Genomic DNA, 14,135 nt, shown 5'->3' on the forward strand with positions numbered 1-14,135 from the left:
TCACACCCCTTTTTTCAAGTTCATCAATAACAAAAAAGGCAATATAATATTATATTGCCTTTTCGCATGCTTATGAAATCTTTTTTTCCTTCAGTATAACCCATATAGGGCTTGCTATGAATATAGACGAGTATGTTCCTGTCGCAATACCAGCTATAAGAGGAAGGGTAAAGTCCTTTATAGACTCCACTCCCACTACATAAAGTGCCGTTATAGCAACAAGCGTGGTAAGAGACGTATTAAGCGACCTTACTATCGTCTGCTTTATACTTCCGTCTGCAAGGCCCGCAAAGTCCTTGCCCTTCATTGTCTTCATGTTTTCCCTTATCCTGTCGAATATTACTATCGTATCGTTTATAGAATAACCTACAACTGTAAGCATACCTGCTATGAATGGGCTGTTTACAGGAATTTTGAATATTGCGTAGAACGAAAGCACTACGAGCACGTCGTGTACAAGAGCCAGCACCGCAGCCACCCCGTAAGAGAACTCAAACCTGAAGCTTATATATATAAGCATTCCCACTGTTGCTATTGCAACTGATATGACAGCCTTGTTCCTTATCTCATTTCCTATTGAAGGTCCTATCTGCTCGGCCTTTACAAGGTCATCTTCCACAAGTGAATATTTTTCCTTGAACTGGTTGAACAGCTCAGTCCTCGCCTTGTTGTCCATGTCCTTTTTTGTCTTTATCTGTACTGTTTCCTTGCCTTCGCCAATCTTGTTTATTGAAATGTTAGGATCGACGCTGTCTGTTATAAGCCTTATTTCTTTGTTTGGTACGTCTTTATGAAGGTTTATCTCCATTACTGTACCGCCCGTAAAATCTATTCCATAGTTAAGTCCGGATATCATCATCATTACAAGTCCCGCTATTATTATAAGCGAAGAAAATGCAAACCATATTTTTTTTCTGCCTATTATGTTCATTTTTACCCTCCTATGCTCCAAACATTTTCGTATTTTTCACCACATTTGCGTTTGATATGGATTTTAAAAGGGCCTTTGATATTACAACAGCTGTAAACATAGAGGCGATTATACCTATCATAAGCATTACCGCAAACCCTTTAATAGGTCCAGTTCCAAAATTGTAAAGCACAACTCCTGCTATGAACGTGGTAATATTTCCATCCACAATTGTAGAAAGCGCCTTTGAAAAACCTGAGTCTATAGAAGCTCTTATTGATTTTCCATTTCTGATTTCCTCTTTTATCCTCTCGAATACTATTACGTTGGCGTCAACTGCCATACCAACAGAAAGTATAAGCGCCGCTATACCTGGAAGCGTAAGAGTCGCACCCATTATCACAAAAGTGAATCCTATTATAAGCGCATATGCCACAAGAGCTATACAAGCTACAAAGCCCGGGATTCTGTAGTAAAGCAGCATGAATAAAACAAGTATTACAACACCTATCTTTGCTCCCTGCACACTCGCCTTAAGGGCGTTTTCGCCAAGGGTTGCAGTTATTGTAGATGTTTGTATCTCCTTGAAGTCTACCGGAAGCGCACCCGCTCTTATAAGGTTTGCAAGCTCCGATGCGCTTTCAACTGTGAAATTACCCGATATTGTCGCTTCTCCATTTGGAATCTTGTCATTTACCCTAGGGCTTGATATTACTTGATTGTCAAGAACTATTAATATTGGAGAACGAGTCGGCGCCAGCTTTTCAGTCGCATCGGCAAACGCCTTTGCGCCTTCTGCGTCGAATTTAAGTGAAACTATAGGCTCATTGCTGTCATTTCTGAATACAACTTCTGAGTCCTTTACGTTTTTACCAGTTACAACAACACTTCCATCTTCAAGTATAAACTTGAGCTGGGCCGTTTTTCCCACCATGTCTATTGCTTCCCTTGCGTTTTTAACGCCTGGAAGCTCTATTCTTATCCTTTTTTCGCCCTCTTTTACTATTACAGGCTCTGTAAGTCCGAGGCTGTCTATACGTCTTCTGAAGACCTCTATTGTCTGATCTATTATCTTTTTAAGCTCTTCACCTGTCTCATCAGTCTGGGCTTCATATACAACGTAAACCCCTCCTTTAAGGTCAAGACCCTGCTTTATTCCATCTTTCATAGGGGCAATACTTATGCCTCCCATGTTAAGTCCGCTTACCGCCGTATACAGCGCAGCAGATATTATTATTATTATGCTCAAAAAAACTGCTATGCCTTTACTTTTAATTTTCATGTTATTCCTCCTGACTACTTGTGTTTTTGTGCAAATTCTATATATTCAACTGCAGTTTTTTTAAGGGAATTTTTTTCATCATCTGAAAGCTCCCTTATAATCCTCACTGGATTGCCGTACGCAAGCACTCCAGCCGGTATTTTTTTGCCTGGAGGCACAAGGCTTCCCGCCCCTATTATCGTATACTCACCTATGCTGGCACCGTCAAGCACTATGGCTCCCATTCCAATAAGGCTGTAGTTTCCAATCTCACATCCGTGTATTATCGCCCTGTATCCTATTGTCACATAGTTTCCGACTATGGTCTTTCTCTCTCTGCCTATGTGTACCACTGTTCCGTCCTGTATGTTTGTGTTATCGCCTATCACTATTTCTTCTTCGTCTCCCCTGAGGACACAATTGTACCAGACATTGGTGTTTTCTCCAAGTATCACCCTACCTATTATGTCCGCGCTTTGAGCTATGAAACAGCTATCTGGCAGCTGCGGAAAATAATTTTCATATCCCTTTATCATGTTATTCTCCCTCAAGCATCAGTTTTGCCTTTATCATTATTGCACATTCCACCCTCTTTCTAAGCATCTCACATGCAAGGGAATAAGGCTTTGATATGTCTTTGTTAAAATTATATGCATTTGCATGGCACCCACCAGAGCAGTAGAATCTCGCCCAGCATTCCCTGCACTCAGGCTTTGTATAAACATGTGCATTTTGGAACCTCAGCTGTATATGCCTGTCAAGGCTCATCTCTTCATCCATTATGTTGCCCATTTTGAAGTCTTCATCACCTACAAACTGGTGGCAAGGGTATACATCACCTTCAGGCGTTACACTCAGGTATTCAGAGCCTGCGCCGCAGCCTGTAAGTCTCTTTATGACACACGGTCCCTGGTTAAGGTCTATATTGAAGTGGAAGAATGTGAATTTGTCTCCATTTTTTTTCTTTTCAATGCAGTAGTCTGCAAGCTTTTCGTACTCTGCGAATATTGCCGGAAGGTCATTCTCCGTAAGGGCAAAATCGCTCATCTTATCGTCCACTGCCGGTTCAATCGACGTAGTGTCAAGCCCCAAATCGCAAAAATGCTTTATATCTTCACAAAAGTCAAGATTTTCTTTTGTAAATGTACCTCTGACAAAATACTCCTTGTCTCCTCTTCTTTGGACAAGCTTTTGGAACTTGGGAACTATGACGTCATAGCTGCCCTTGCCACTGCAAGTATATCTCATTCCGTCATTTACACTCTTTCTTCCGTCAAGACTTAAAACTACGTTTTTCATGTTCTCATTTATGAAATCAATCTTTTCATCGTCAAGAAGCAGTCCATTAGTAGTTGTTGTGAATCTAAACACCTTGTCATGAGTCTTTTCAAGCTCTCTCCCGTACTCCACAAGCTCTTTTACGACATCCCAGTTCATAAGAGGTTCTCCGCCAAAAAAGTCGACCTCTAGGTTTCTTCTGCTTCCTGAATTGTTTACAAGGTATTCAAGCGACCTTTTGCCGACCTCTAAAGGCATTAGCTTTCTCTCTCCGCCAAAGTCTCCCTGCGAAGCAAAGCAGTATTTGCACATAAGATTACAGTCGTGAGCCACATTAAGGCACATGGCCTTTACAACCGGCTTTCTGTTTACGAAAGCTTCATTGTGCTCATAGTCTTCCTGGGTATACAGCATCCCAGCTTCTTCAAGCCCTCTTATCTCATCGATTGATGCGATTATGTCATCTTTGCTGTATTTGTCTTTAAGTATTTCTATTATTTCCTCTACACCAGTACTCTTGTAATGATCCATTATTTCAAACACAATTTCATCAACTATATGAACTGCTCCACTGTTTACGTCCATAACCACATTGACTCCATTGAGGCTGAACTTGTGTATAAGTTGCATTATTCAAACCCCCATAAGTAATTTATAAACAAATTAATACTATCAGATTTATTTTTAATAGTCAATCTGACAAAATAGCCAAAAAAACAGCATAACGTTAAAGTTATGCTTGTTTTCATCTGCTATCTTTTTATCTTATCGCTGTCTATTATTTTTCACACTCTTGGTTTCCAACAGTGCAAGAAGTTTTGCATGCTGACTGGCAAGAAGTCTGGCACTCGCCACATCCGCCCTTTGATGCGCTCTTTTTAAGATTCGCACCTGAAAGAGTTTTTATATGTTTCTTCATGATAATACCTCCTGTACTTTTAATCTATTCACATATTAGATTATAACACAAATCCTCTATTATTCAATCTCGGTTTTATTCTCTTTGACTTTGCCTATTGCCCATTTTTCTATTGTAAGCCTTACATCGTCCGGAGCTATTTCTATCATTACGCTGCCTTCCCTAAGTTGTGCCACAGTTCCTGATATTCCCCCTATTGTTGTGATCTCATCTCCAATTTTCAGGTTATCCCTCATCCTGGAAACCTCTTTTTGACGTTTTTGCTGTGGCCTTACCAGTATCATGTAGAAAAATGCCAAAAAAGCCAGTGGAAATATTAGTCCCCTTAACTGCTCCATAAAAATCTCCTCCTCTTATGTTTATATTTTTTATTTCTATATTTTATTTTGTATAGCCGTATTTCTCAAAGAATTCGTTTCTAAAGTCCATCAGTCTGTCCTCTTGTATGGCAGTTCTCACATCTTCCATAAGCTTTAGAAGGAAGTGAAGGTTGTGATATGTTAAAAGCCTTGATGCAAGTATTTCATTACACTTGACAAGATGTCTTATATAGGCCCTTGTATAGTTTTTGCAAGTGTAGCAGTCGCATTCCGGATCCAGCGGCCTGAAGTCGTCAGCATATATAGCATTCCTTGCAACAACCTTCCCCTGGCTTGTAAATGCCGTGCCGTTTCTCGCTATCCTTGTAGGAAGTACGCAGTCGAACATGTCTACTCCCCTTAAAACACCCTCTATAAGGTCGTCCGGGCTTCCAACTCCCATAAGATACCTCGGCTTGTCCTCAGGAAGAAGCGGAGTAGTATACTCCAGTACCTCATACATAATAGGCTTTGGCTCTCCAACACTTAGCCCTCCTATTGCATATCCTGGAAACCCTATGTCAGTTATCTCCTTGGCCGACTGCTCCCTAAGGTCCTTGTACATTCCCCCCTGTACTATTCCAAAAAGAGCCTGTCTTTCAGTGTTTTTATGGGCATCCTTGCACCTTTGGGCCCATCTTGTGGTTCTTTCAAGCGAGTTTTTCACATATTCCCTGTCTGCAGGATAAGGTGCGCACTCGTCAAAGGCCATTATTATGTCTGCACCAAGTGCATTTTCTATCTCTATGGCCTTTTCAGGACTTATAAAATGCTTTGATCCATCAATGTGAGACCTGAATTCCACTCCCTCTTCCTTTATTTTTCTAAGGGGGCCGAGGCTGAACACCTGAAATCCTCCGCTGTCTGTAAGTATCGGCCTATCCCAGTTCATGAACTTGTGAAGGCCTCCTGCCTTTTCAACCAGCTCATGGCCCGGTCTCATGTACAGGTGGTACGTGTTGCTCAGTATTATCTGTGCATTTATGTCCTTAAGCTCTTCAGGAGTCATAGCCTTTACAGTAGCCAGCGTTCCAACCGGCATGAATATCGGCGTTTGTATCTCTCCATGAGGAGTCTGTATCTTTCCAAGTCTTGCACCTGTCTGTTTGCATGTTTTTATGAGTTCGAATTTTATAGCTGACATTATATTCTCCTTTACATTCTTTATATTATGAGCATGGCATCCCCAAAGCTGAAAAATCTGTATTCCATTTTCACAGCCTCGTTGTAAGCATTCAATACATTTTCCCTGCTCGAAAAGGCGCTTACAAGCATTATAAGTGTAGATTCTGGCAGGTGGAAATTCGTTATTATTCCGTTCACCAGTTTGAAGCTGTATCCCGGATATATGAATATGTCCGTCCAGCCGCTGCCTTCTTTTATCAGTCCGTCTTCGCTACATGCTGACTCAAGTGTCCTGCAGCTTGTAGTCCCGACTCCTATTATCCTTCTGCCTTCTTTTTTCGCAGCATTTATAGTATCTGCCGTTTCCTTTTCAACCGTGTAAAACTCAGAATGCATCTTGTGGTCATTTATGTCATCGACCTTTACAGGTCTGAATGTTCCAAGCCCCACATGAAGTGTGACGTATGCTATTTGAACGCCCATTCCCTTTATCTTCTCCAAAAGCTCCTTAGTAAAGTGAAGACCTGCAGTCGGCGCCGCGGCCGAGCCTGTATGCTTTGAAAATACCGTCTGGTATCTTTCGCCGTCCTCAAGCTTGTGGGTTATATAAGGTGGAAGCGGCATGCTTCCAAGCTCTTCAAGCACCGTTTCAAACACTCCCTCGTACTCGAAACGTACTATTCTTGTGCCTTCATCTGAAATATCAATTACATAGGCCTTTAGCCTTCCATCTCCAAACGAAAAGCTCGAACCAATTTTTGCCCTTTTACCCGGTTTTACCATCACCTGCCATGTATCCATTTCAACTCTTTTTAGGAGCAAAAACTCAATTTTGCCTCCTGTTGGGATTTTCTCCCCTATTATTCTCGCCGGAAGAACCCTTGTATTGTTCAGTACAAGGACGTCACCTTCCTTCAGGTATGACACTATGTCCTTGAATATCTTGTGCTGTGTCTGTCCACTTTCCTTGTCCATAACAAGAAGCCTTGACTCGTCTCTATTTTCGAGAGGCTCCTGCGCTATCCTCTCCTGAGGCAGATCAAAATAAAAATCGCTCGTTTTCAAATGTAACTTCCTTTCTATTCCTCTATTTCTACACCTGTGTAGTAATGCTTAAGTATATCTTCATATCCATATCCCAGCTCAGCCATTTTCCTGGCTCCCCACTGGCTCATTCCAAGACCGTGCCCCCATCCCTTGCCTTCGAACGTGAATTGCTCCATTTTTTGAGGCTCAGGGGTTATTTTTTGGCTTGAGTACGCACTAATTACGCTTATGCCTTCGCCTGATTTTACGCTCGATACTCTCCTATCAGATGATACCATCTTTAGGCTTGACATATCAAGGCTGGTTTTATTATTTGCAGACAAAACACTCATATTTTTTTGCGCTGCCTCAGTCGGCTTTGAGCTCATGCTGAAATATGTACTCATTAAAACATTGTATCCAAACGTCTTCCTTATGGCGTCCTTTTGCAGTGTCTTTTCTCCATAGCTTCCAATCACCTCAAGCTCCGTTACCCTTCCATTTTCAGACAGACTGCCTATCTTCATATCCTCGATATCTCCTATGTCCACTCCTGCAGCCGAGAGCTTCGACCTTACCTGTTCGCTTGTAAACTGGGCATTCCAGCTGCTCTTGGGCTCGCCTACGGAGTATTCATCCTCAACACCTCTTATATATGGAAGCTCCGCTGACCACACGTTCTCAGAGTCTTCAGTCCTTCCTCCACTATTTGAATGGAAAAAAGCTGAAACCACCTTCCCGTCATATGTCATGAATTTCCCCCTGGTCTCTTCAACCGCCCTGTTGGTACTTGATCTCTCAGTTCCATAGCCCCCATACATCTGGCAGTGCGTTGTCCCGCAAAGGTCAAACCCCTCACTCTTATGTTTTCCCATGGAAATGACGGTATAGTTTCTTGCAGCCACGGCCTGAGCCTTTAACGACTCTATTGGCCAAGTAGTATAAGCCTCGTTTGGCACCACTCCGTAGAGATATTCCTCCAGCCTAACCCTGTTTATCACTGTGATTTTGCCGTCACTCATCCTCCTGAAAACTGCTCCGCCCCTATATCTTTTGCCGTCAATCCATATCGGCAGGTTTGAAAGACTCTTTATCACTATGTCTTTTGAGCTGTCATACCCCAATACCGCATCTTCCCTGTATGTAATCAAAATATCCGTTCCATCCGCCATAACAACATCGGCATCATATTCCAGTCCGTCATCTTCCAAATCGTCAAGCTCTTCATTTGCACTATCTTCGTCCCCGAACCTTCCAATATTCAAATACCAGTCTTTACCGTCAAAATAAGGATAAGCACCTTCGATATCCATATCGTCTATGATTTGGAGCACATCAGACGCATCGTCAAATTCCTCTTCCAACTGTATGTGATAGTATGTATCCCTTGACGCGGCTATGTCATTTTCCGCTATATTGAAAATGAATTCCTCACCGTAATCGTCAAAAGCCGCAATGCAAATGTCGTCTTCAGATTTGACATTCGAGAGTTCTGCTGCAGCGCCTGAAAATTTAAGCCCTATGCTTACAAATTCCGGCGAATCCACTACTGAGGCATCGGCACTTGAAACTTCAAAATCAAGTGCAAGCGCAAAAATCGTAAAACAAATTGCCATGATTAAACCCGAACACCTAAAAAGTCTTTTTTTCACAAAGTCCACCTCTTATCATTTTCTCAAAAAATTAATCAAAAGCGTGAGTATAATGCTCAAAAGTATAGAAGTTGCTACGGGAAAATAAAATGTCATATTGCCCCTTTTTATAAGTATGTCTCCAGGCAATTTTCCAATTCCCAGCTTCGCTCCCAATGTAATTATTATACCAAGTATTATAAGAACTATTCCCATCATTATAAGATTTTTGCCCAACATGCACCTCCATCCTGACAGCCCTGCCCAAGTGTTCAATTATATGGTTTCATATAAGGGCATACCATACACATGCCTTTCCCTTTTTCGAGTTTATACAACAGGTGCCTTTAAATCGGTATGTCAAAGTGTTCATATGCAAGCTTTGTTACGCTTCTCCCCCTTGGACCCCTGCATAAAAAGCCCTGCTGTATGAGATACGGCTCTATTACATCTTCTATGGTATTCCTGTCTTCATTTACCGCGGCAGCTATTGTGTCAAGTCCTACAGGCCCTCCTGAAAACTTGTGGATTATGGACATTATTATAGTCTTGTCCACCTCGTCAAGGCCCATCCTGTCTATTTCAAACAGTTCAAGCGCTGCATTCGCAGTATCTATATCTATTACACCCTTCTTTTTGACCTGTGCAAAGTCCCTGACTCTTTTGAGCAGTCTGTTTGCTATCCTTGGAGTCCCTCTCGATCTCTTTCCTATCTCAAGTGCTCCCTTTGAATCTATGTCCACTCCCAGTATTCCTGCAGATCTTTTTATTATATGCACAAGCTCTTCATCGCTGTAAAGGTCAAGCTTGCATATAACCCCGAACCTGTCTCTAAGCGGAGATGTAAGCATTCCCGCCCTTGTGGTGGCTCCTATTAGGGTGAATTTGGGAAGGTCCAGCCTTATAGACTTTGCCGATGGCCCCTTGCCTATCATTATGTCTATGCAAAAATCCTCCATTGCAGGGTAGAGTATCTCCTCTATATTCCTGTTTATCCTGTGTATCTCATCTATGAAAAGCACGTCGTTTTCACTCAGGTTGGTAAGCACCGCTGCAAGATCCCCCGCCCTTTCTATGGCTGGTCCTGAGGTTATCTTTATGTCAACGCCCATCTCGTTTGCTATTATACTCGATAGCGTTGTCTTTCCAAGCCCCGGCGGACCGTATAAAAGGACATGGTCAAGCTGCTCCTGCCTTTCCTTTGCCGCCTGTATGAATATGTCAAGCTGGCCCTTGACTTTCTCCTGGCCCATGTAGTCTTTTAGAGACTTGGGCCTAAGGCCCGTTTCAATGTCCATATCTTCCATTTTAAGTCCGGATGTTATTATCCTGTTTTCAAAATCAAACATACTCATTCCTCTTTCCTAATTATCTCATAAGGTGTTTTAGCGCCAGTTTTATTATCTCCTGTGCGTCGGCAGACTCCTGAGTGACACTTCCGACCGCCTCTGCCGATTCCGCCTGAGAATATCCAAGTGCCATAAGGGCCTGGATTGCTTCGTTTTGGCTGCCAGAATCCGTCTTTTTCAAAGGCGACATTCCTATTTGGCCTATATTTTTCTTTTTTAGCTTGTCTCTGAGTTCAAGTATTATTCTCTCCGCAGTCTTTTTTCCTATTCCCGGAAATTTCGAAAGAGACTTCACGTCCCCCCCCATTATATAATCGGGCATATTTCCCGCTTCAGGAAATGAAAGTATGTTCATTGCCGATTTTGGGCCTATGCTCGATACTCCTATTAGAAGTTCGAACATTTCCATCTCTTCTGTTTCTATAAAACCGCACAGGGACATTTCGTCCTCTCTCACTATGAGTTTTGTATATATCTTTATATCTTCTCCTATTTCAACTGCATGCATTGTGTTGTGTGAAATGCTCATAAGATAGCCTATTCCGTTGTTTTCGACAACCATATGGCCGTCCACTATTTCCTGGACGCTTCCTTTTATGTATCTGTACATTCATTCATCCTCCAAACATATATTCTACATAATTATATACTATACCAAAAAAATAAAAAAGGACCGACCGGTCCAATTTTTGAATTTATCTCGAATTAATCTGTTCATACAGCATTATAAGTTTTCTGTTTATGAGTTTTAAGTCATCTCCATCCAGTGCATCCGCTATTTTTTTGTAGTCGTCTATTATCGACAGAAACAGGCTCTTGTCATCCGAAAACCTCTTTTCGAGCTTTTTGTATTCCCTCACATTAATGTTTCTGGCAAAATCACTCCGACTTCCCGTGTTGCTGCATGTGATGCAAATATACTCGTCATCATCAATCTTCTTGACCTTTACGGAACTGCATCTCGGACACACTATTCTTTCCATAATACTTTCTCCCTTCGAAATATCTTTTGCACACATGAAAACTTAAACCTCAATATACCTTTTAGCATATCAATATCGCCCATCACTATAAAGTATACTATAAAAACGACATATTTATTGCAATATTGCGAAAAATTCAAATTATTTTAATTTTTAGTCTTTTCATGCTTTCATGCCATAGGGCTTCAATCAAGTGAGTTTTTACCCTTGCACCTGCACGTATATCCTCTTGTTTATTTTTCCCTTGCTCTTGTAATCCACAATTTTCATGCTTCCCACTTCATCTGTTGTCATTACATGTGTCCCTCCGTCAGCCTGAATATCAAGCCCTTCTATTTCCACAGTCCTTACATGAGTTATTCCCTCTGGAAGAAGGTTTATCTTGGTCCTTATAAGGTCTGGTATTTTAAATGCCTCTTCCCTCTCGAGTATGCTAACGTTTATTCTCCTCGCGCTCTTTATCTCTTCATTCACCTTCTGTTCTATCTCCCCTACAATATCTTTTGTGAGGTTTTCAAATTCAAAGTCCATCCTCGCGCTAAGCGGCTCCATATTTCCCCCCGTAACCTGAGCCCCGTAGTCTCTCCACACTACTGCGCAGAGTATGTGCATTGCGGTATGAGTCCTCATAAGACTGTATCTTCTTTCCCAGTCTATTTGCCCCAGCACCTCATCGCCCTCGTTTACGCCTTCCACGCTGTCCAGATAGTGAAGTATCTCGCCTCCTGCCTTTTTGACCTTCAAAACGATGCACTCTATGCTTGACGTCTTCATAGTCCCCGTATCATGGGGCTGTCCTCCTCCACCAGGATAAAATGCACTTTCCTCAAACACTACTGCCTTTTCATCTTCCAAAACCTTGGCCACCCTGCTTTTAAAACTTCTCACATACGAATCCGTCTGATATAGCAGCTTAGTCATTCCAACCCCTCCATGTCGCTGTATTCTGAAAATTCAATTAACACCTCCAGTTTATCAGATTTATCCATTTTTGTCAGTGCATACATTTGCTCTGGCTGTTTTTTGCATCAAAAAGCGGCATATTTTAAAAATATGCCGCTCAATCCGCTTGTTTTTAATCAACTTCTTTACTCTGAACCTTTGCAGCCCCTTCACTCAGACCATATAGCAGAGCAGCAAGCAATGTCTCTTAGTTTCTACGCTTCCCAGTTGTGGTGTATCTGCTGAACGTCGTCATCGTCTTCAAGCATGTCTATCATCTTTTCCATCTTTTGAGCGCTTTCACCTTCAAGGTTTACAGTCGTCTGAGGTATCATCTTCACATCCGCCTCAAGCATCTCATATCCCGCCTCTGAAAGAGCATCCCTTACGGCATCAAAGTCCTCAGGAGCAGTTATTATCTCAAACCCCTCCTCGTCCGCTATTATGTCCTCAGCGCCAGCCTCCAGCGCAGTCTCCATAATCTCGTCTTCAGTTATTCCGCCTTCGTTCGCTATCATTATCTGGCCCTTCCTGTCGAACATGAATCCTACACATCCGCTGGTTCCAAGGTTTCCACCGTTCTTGTCAAGATAGTATCTTACGTTTCCGGCAGTTCTGTTCTTGTTGTCTGTAAGCGCCTCTATTATCACTGCAACTCCGCCAGGTCCGTAGCCTTCATATACGACATTCTCGAAATCGTCTCCTTCTCCAGCTCCGGCACCTTTTTTTACCGCTCTGTCTATGTTGTCATTCGGCATATTCATGGCCTTCGCCTTGTCTATGGCAGTCTTAAGAGCCGCATTATACTCAGGGTCCGATCCGCCTTCTCTTGCCGCAACAGCTATAACCCTTGCATATTTTGTAAATATCTTCGCCTTTTTGGCATCCTGCTTTCCTTTTCTATCTATTATATTTCCTATACGTCCCATACTCTCACTCCTTGAATATTTAAAGCTATATAAATAGCATATTTTAGCACTGTAATTTTAACATGAAATGCATGCCAAGTAAACACTTCCTAGAATTTCGGAGGCTTTGGAGGCATGTTCCTCTTGTGCTCAGATCTTGCATGAAGCCTTTTTATTATCTGGGCGTCCTCCTCTGGAACGGGCTTTCCTTCAATAAAATCGTCTATCATGTCATATGTAGTTCCCATTTCATTTTCATCTGTCTGGCCTTCCCAAAGCCCTGCTGAAGGCGGTCTTTCTATAACGCTGTCCGGCACGCCCATATGCCTTGCCCATTCGTACACTTCCCTTTTTAGAAGGTTGCTTATTGGAAGCAGGTCAACTCCGCCATCTCCATATTTTGTGTAATATCCCGTATAGACCTCTGCAGCGTTGTCTGTCCCAACAACAAGATAGTTCAGGTTGTTGGCAGCAGTGTAAAGAGTGCTCATCCTTATTCTCGCTCTCAGATTTGCATCTGATATTCTCTTGTTTTCTTCGTTATATATGCCGCACTGCCTCATTTTCTCAAACACATTGTCCATTATGCTTGTCTGCTCGTTTGTAAGGTCTACTTCCATGTATTTTATGCCGCATTTCTTAGCCACTTCTATTGCGTCTTCCCTGTCCCTTTCACTGCTTTTGACAGGCATTATTACTCCCAAAGAGTTTTCAGGAAATGCTTCCTTTATAAGAAAAGCCACTACCGCCGAATCTATTCCTCCCGATATTCCAACTACAAGTCCATTTGTGCCCGACTCGTTCACTTTTTCCCTGAGCCACTCCACCGTCTTTTTTATATTTTCGTCTATTGAGACCACTACTACCCTCTCCTTTCAGTCTTACAATATATATGATAATACTTTTTAGATCATTTTTGAATAAAAATATTAAGCACACCATAAAGTGGGCGGATGAAATTTCATCCGCCCCTATGTTATATCTACTTTTCCAGGCCATGCGTCAATCCTCTGTGCATTATTTCATAAGCTCCGCATAAACGCAGTCATAATACACCATTTCAAGCCCAAGGCTCTCTGCCTTGTCAAGCACATCCTCGTCAAAAGTTCCCGGCTGAAACCACACAAAGCGTATTCCCTGGCTTGCAACCTCGTCAAGCAGTTTCAGCGTTACGGCCGGATTGACTAAAAAATCCACGCAGTCAACCTTTTCTGGCAGGTCCTTTATAGAAGGATACACCTTTTCACCATCCACCTCATCATATTTGGGATTTACACCGTATGCCACATATCCCTTTTCATTCAATATCTTGTATATCTTATATCCATACCTGCTCTTGTCCTGAGTGACCCCTATGACGGCCCATTTTTCCATGGACAGCATCTTTTGTTTTGCTTTTTCTACAGCGTCCACATACATCGCCCCCTCTACTCGATTTGAAGCA

The 14,135-nt window shown here is 42.2% G+C and carries 17 protein-coding genes; all 17 read right to left on the reverse strand.

The annotated features are described in order from the left end of the window. Positions 1 to 70 precede the first annotated feature (70 nt). Complete coding sequence (gene secF, locus BUQ87_RS08020; protein ID WP_038262681.1) at positions 71 to 931, reverse strand: protein translocase subunit SecF; 861 nt, start codon at positions 929 to 931, stop codon at positions 71 to 73. Positions 932 to 941: 10 nt separating this feature from the next. Then, entirely contained in the window at positions 942 to 2,192 is a 1,251-nt protein-coding gene (gene secD, locus BUQ87_RS08025) for a protein translocase subunit SecD (RefSeq protein ID WP_038262679.1), read from the reverse strand. A gap of 14 nt (positions 2,193 to 2,206) precedes the next feature. Next, the gene (locus BUQ87_RS08030) at positions 2,207 to 2,707 is read right to left on the reverse strand and encodes a gamma carbonic anhydrase family protein (RefSeq protein ID WP_038262676.1); all 501 of its coding nucleotides are present in this window, start codon (positions 2,705 to 2,707) and stop codon (positions 2,207 to 2,209) included. A 1-nt stretch (position 2,708) separates the two neighbouring features. Further along, on the reverse strand, positions 2,709 to 4,079 hold the full coding sequence (scfB, locus tag BUQ87_RS08035; RefSeq protein ID WP_038262674.1) for a thioether cross-link-forming SCIFF peptide maturase: 1,371 nt from the start codon (positions 4,077 to 4,079) through the stop codon (positions 2,709 to 2,711). A 148-nt stretch (positions 4,080 to 4,227) separates the two neighbouring features. Next, positions 4,228 to 4,368, reverse strand: a complete 141-nt coding sequence (scfA, locus tag BUQ87_RS08040; protein ID WP_074210076.1) for a six-cysteine ranthipeptide SCIFF — start codon at positions 4,366 to 4,368, stop codon at positions 4,228 to 4,230. Between the two features lie 59 nt (positions 4,369 to 4,427). Continuing rightward, on the reverse strand, positions 4,428 to 4,706 hold the full coding sequence (yajC, locus tag BUQ87_RS08045) for a preprotein translocase subunit YajC (protein WP_038262671.1): 279 nt from the start codon (positions 4,704 to 4,706) through the stop codon (positions 4,428 to 4,430). Positions 4,707 to 4,749: 43 nt separating this feature from the next. Beyond that, positions 4,750 to 5,871, reverse strand: a complete 1,122-nt coding sequence (gene tgt, locus BUQ87_RS08050; RefSeq protein ID WP_038262668.1) for a tRNA guanosine(34) transglycosylase Tgt — start codon at positions 5,869 to 5,871, stop codon at positions 4,750 to 4,752. Positions 5,872 to 5,891: 20 nt separating this feature from the next. After that, entirely contained in the window at positions 5,892 to 6,917 is a 1,026-nt protein-coding gene (gene queA, locus BUQ87_RS08055; protein ID WP_038262666.1) for a tRNA preQ1(34) S-adenosylmethionine ribosyltransferase-isomerase QueA, read from the reverse strand. A gap of 14 nt (positions 6,918 to 6,931) precedes the next feature. Beyond that, complete coding sequence (locus tag BUQ87_RS08060; RefSeq protein WP_207647177.1) at positions 6,932 to 8,494, reverse strand: SpoIID/LytB domain-containing protein; 1,563 nt, start codon at positions 8,492 to 8,494, stop codon at positions 6,932 to 6,934. Between the two features lie 51 nt (positions 8,495 to 8,545). Then, a complete protein-coding gene (locus BUQ87_RS08065) occupies positions 8,546 to 8,749 on the reverse strand; it encodes a DUF2905 domain-containing protein (protein WP_038262661.1) in 204 nt (67 codons plus the stop codon). Positions 8,750 to 8,856: 107 nt separating this feature from the next. Beyond that, positions 8,857 to 9,864 carry a Holliday junction branch migration DNA helicase RuvB gene (gene ruvB, locus BUQ87_RS08070; RefSeq protein ID WP_038262658.1) on the reverse strand — a complete coding sequence of 336 codons (1,008 nt, stop codon included), beginning with the start codon at positions 9,862 to 9,864 and terminating at the stop codon, positions 8,857 to 8,859. Between the two features lie 13 nt (positions 9,865 to 9,877). Next, complete coding sequence (gene ruvA, locus BUQ87_RS08075; protein WP_038262655.1) at positions 9,878 to 10,468, reverse strand: Holliday junction branch migration protein RuvA; 591 nt, start codon at positions 10,466 to 10,468, stop codon at positions 9,878 to 9,880. 85 nt (positions 10,469 to 10,553) lie between these two features. Next, positions 10,554 to 10,841, reverse strand: coding sequence for a hypothetical protein (locus BUQ87_RS08080; RefSeq protein ID WP_038262652.1), 288 nt, complete (start codon positions 10,839 to 10,841; stop codon positions 10,554 to 10,556). Positions 10,842 to 11,042: 201 nt separating this feature from the next. Beyond that, positions 11,043 to 11,762 carry an alanyl-tRNA editing protein gene (locus BUQ87_RS08085; protein WP_038262643.1) on the reverse strand — a complete coding sequence of 240 codons (720 nt, stop codon included), beginning with the start codon at positions 11,760 to 11,762 and terminating at the stop codon, positions 11,043 to 11,045. 236 nt (positions 11,763 to 11,998) lie between these two features. Continuing rightward, positions 11,999 to 12,712 (reverse strand): YebC/PmpR family DNA-binding transcriptional regulator, encoded by a 714-nt coding sequence (locus BUQ87_RS08090; protein WP_038262642.1) that lies wholly within the window; start codon positions 12,710 to 12,712, stop codon positions 11,999 to 12,001. A gap of 89 nt (positions 12,713 to 12,801) precedes the next feature. Next, positions 12,802 to 13,551, reverse strand: coding sequence for an NAD(+) synthase (nadE, locus tag BUQ87_RS08095; protein ID WP_200774452.1), 750 nt, complete (start codon positions 13,549 to 13,551; stop codon positions 12,802 to 12,804). 157 nt (positions 13,552 to 13,708) lie between these two features. Next, complete coding sequence (locus tag BUQ87_RS08100) at positions 13,709 to 14,104, reverse strand: CoA-binding protein (RefSeq protein WP_052635965.1); 396 nt, start codon at positions 14,102 to 14,104, stop codon at positions 13,709 to 13,711. Positions 14,105 to 14,135 lie beyond the last annotated feature (31 nt).

It is taken from the genome of Peptoclostridium litorale DSM 5388, assembly GCF_900141635.1.
Lineage (GTDB): Bacteria > Bacillota > Clostridia > Peptostreptococcales > Peptostreptococcaceae > Peptoclostridium > Peptoclostridium litorale.

Excerpts from the sequence above, each read along its gene's own strand:
- secF (WP_038262681.1), bottom strand. The coding sequence starts at position 931 with ATGAACATAATAGGCAGAAAAAAAATATGGTTTGCATTTTCTTCGCTT.
- secD (WP_038262679.1), bottom strand. The coding sequence starts at position 2,192 with ATGAAAATTAAAAGTAAAGGCATAGCAGTTTTTTTGAGCATAATAATA.
- BUQ87_RS08030 (WP_038262676.1), bottom strand. The coding sequence starts at position 2,707 with ATGATAAAGGGATATGAAAATTATTTTCCGCAGCTGCCAGATAGCTGT.
- scfB (WP_038262674.1), bottom strand. The coding sequence starts at position 4,079 with ATGCAACTTATACACAAGTTCAGCCTCAATGGAGTCAATGTGGTTATG.
- scfA (WP_074210076.1), bottom strand. The coding sequence starts at position 4,368 with ATGAAGAAACATATAAAAACTCTTTCAGGTGCGAATCTTAAAAAGAGC.
- yajC (WP_038262671.1), bottom strand. The coding sequence starts at position 4,706 with ATGGAGCAGTTAAGGGGACTAATATTTCCACTGGCTTTTTTGGCATTT.
- tgt (WP_038262668.1), bottom strand. The coding sequence starts at position 5,871 with ATGTCAGCTATAAAATTCGAACTCATAAAAACATGCAAACAGACAGGT.
- BUQ87_RS08060 (WP_207647177.1), bottom strand. The coding sequence starts at position 8,494 with ATGGCAATTTGTTTTACGATTTTTGCGCTTGCACTTGATTTTGAAGTT.
- BUQ87_RS08065 (WP_038262661.1), bottom strand. The coding sequence starts at position 8,749 with ATGTTGGGCAAAAATCTTATAATGATGGGAATAGTTCTTATAATACTT.
- ruvB (WP_038262658.1), bottom strand. The coding sequence starts at position 9,864 with ATGAGTATGTTTGATTTTGAAAACAGGATAATAACATCCGGACTTAAA.
- ruvA (WP_038262655.1), bottom strand. The coding sequence starts at position 10,468 with ATGTACAGATACATAAAAGGAAGCGTCCAGGAAATAGTGGACGGCCAT.
- BUQ87_RS08080 (WP_038262652.1), bottom strand. The coding sequence starts at position 10,841 with ATGGAAAGAATAGTGTGTCCGAGATGCAGTTCCGTAAAGGTCAAGAAG.
- BUQ87_RS08085 (WP_038262643.1), bottom strand. The coding sequence starts at position 11,762 with ATGACTAAGCTGCTATATCAGACGGATTCGTATGTGAGAAGTTTTAAA.
- BUQ87_RS08090 (WP_038262642.1), bottom strand. The coding sequence starts at position 12,712 with ATGGGACGTATAGGAAATATAATAGATAGAAAAGGAAAGCAGGATGCC.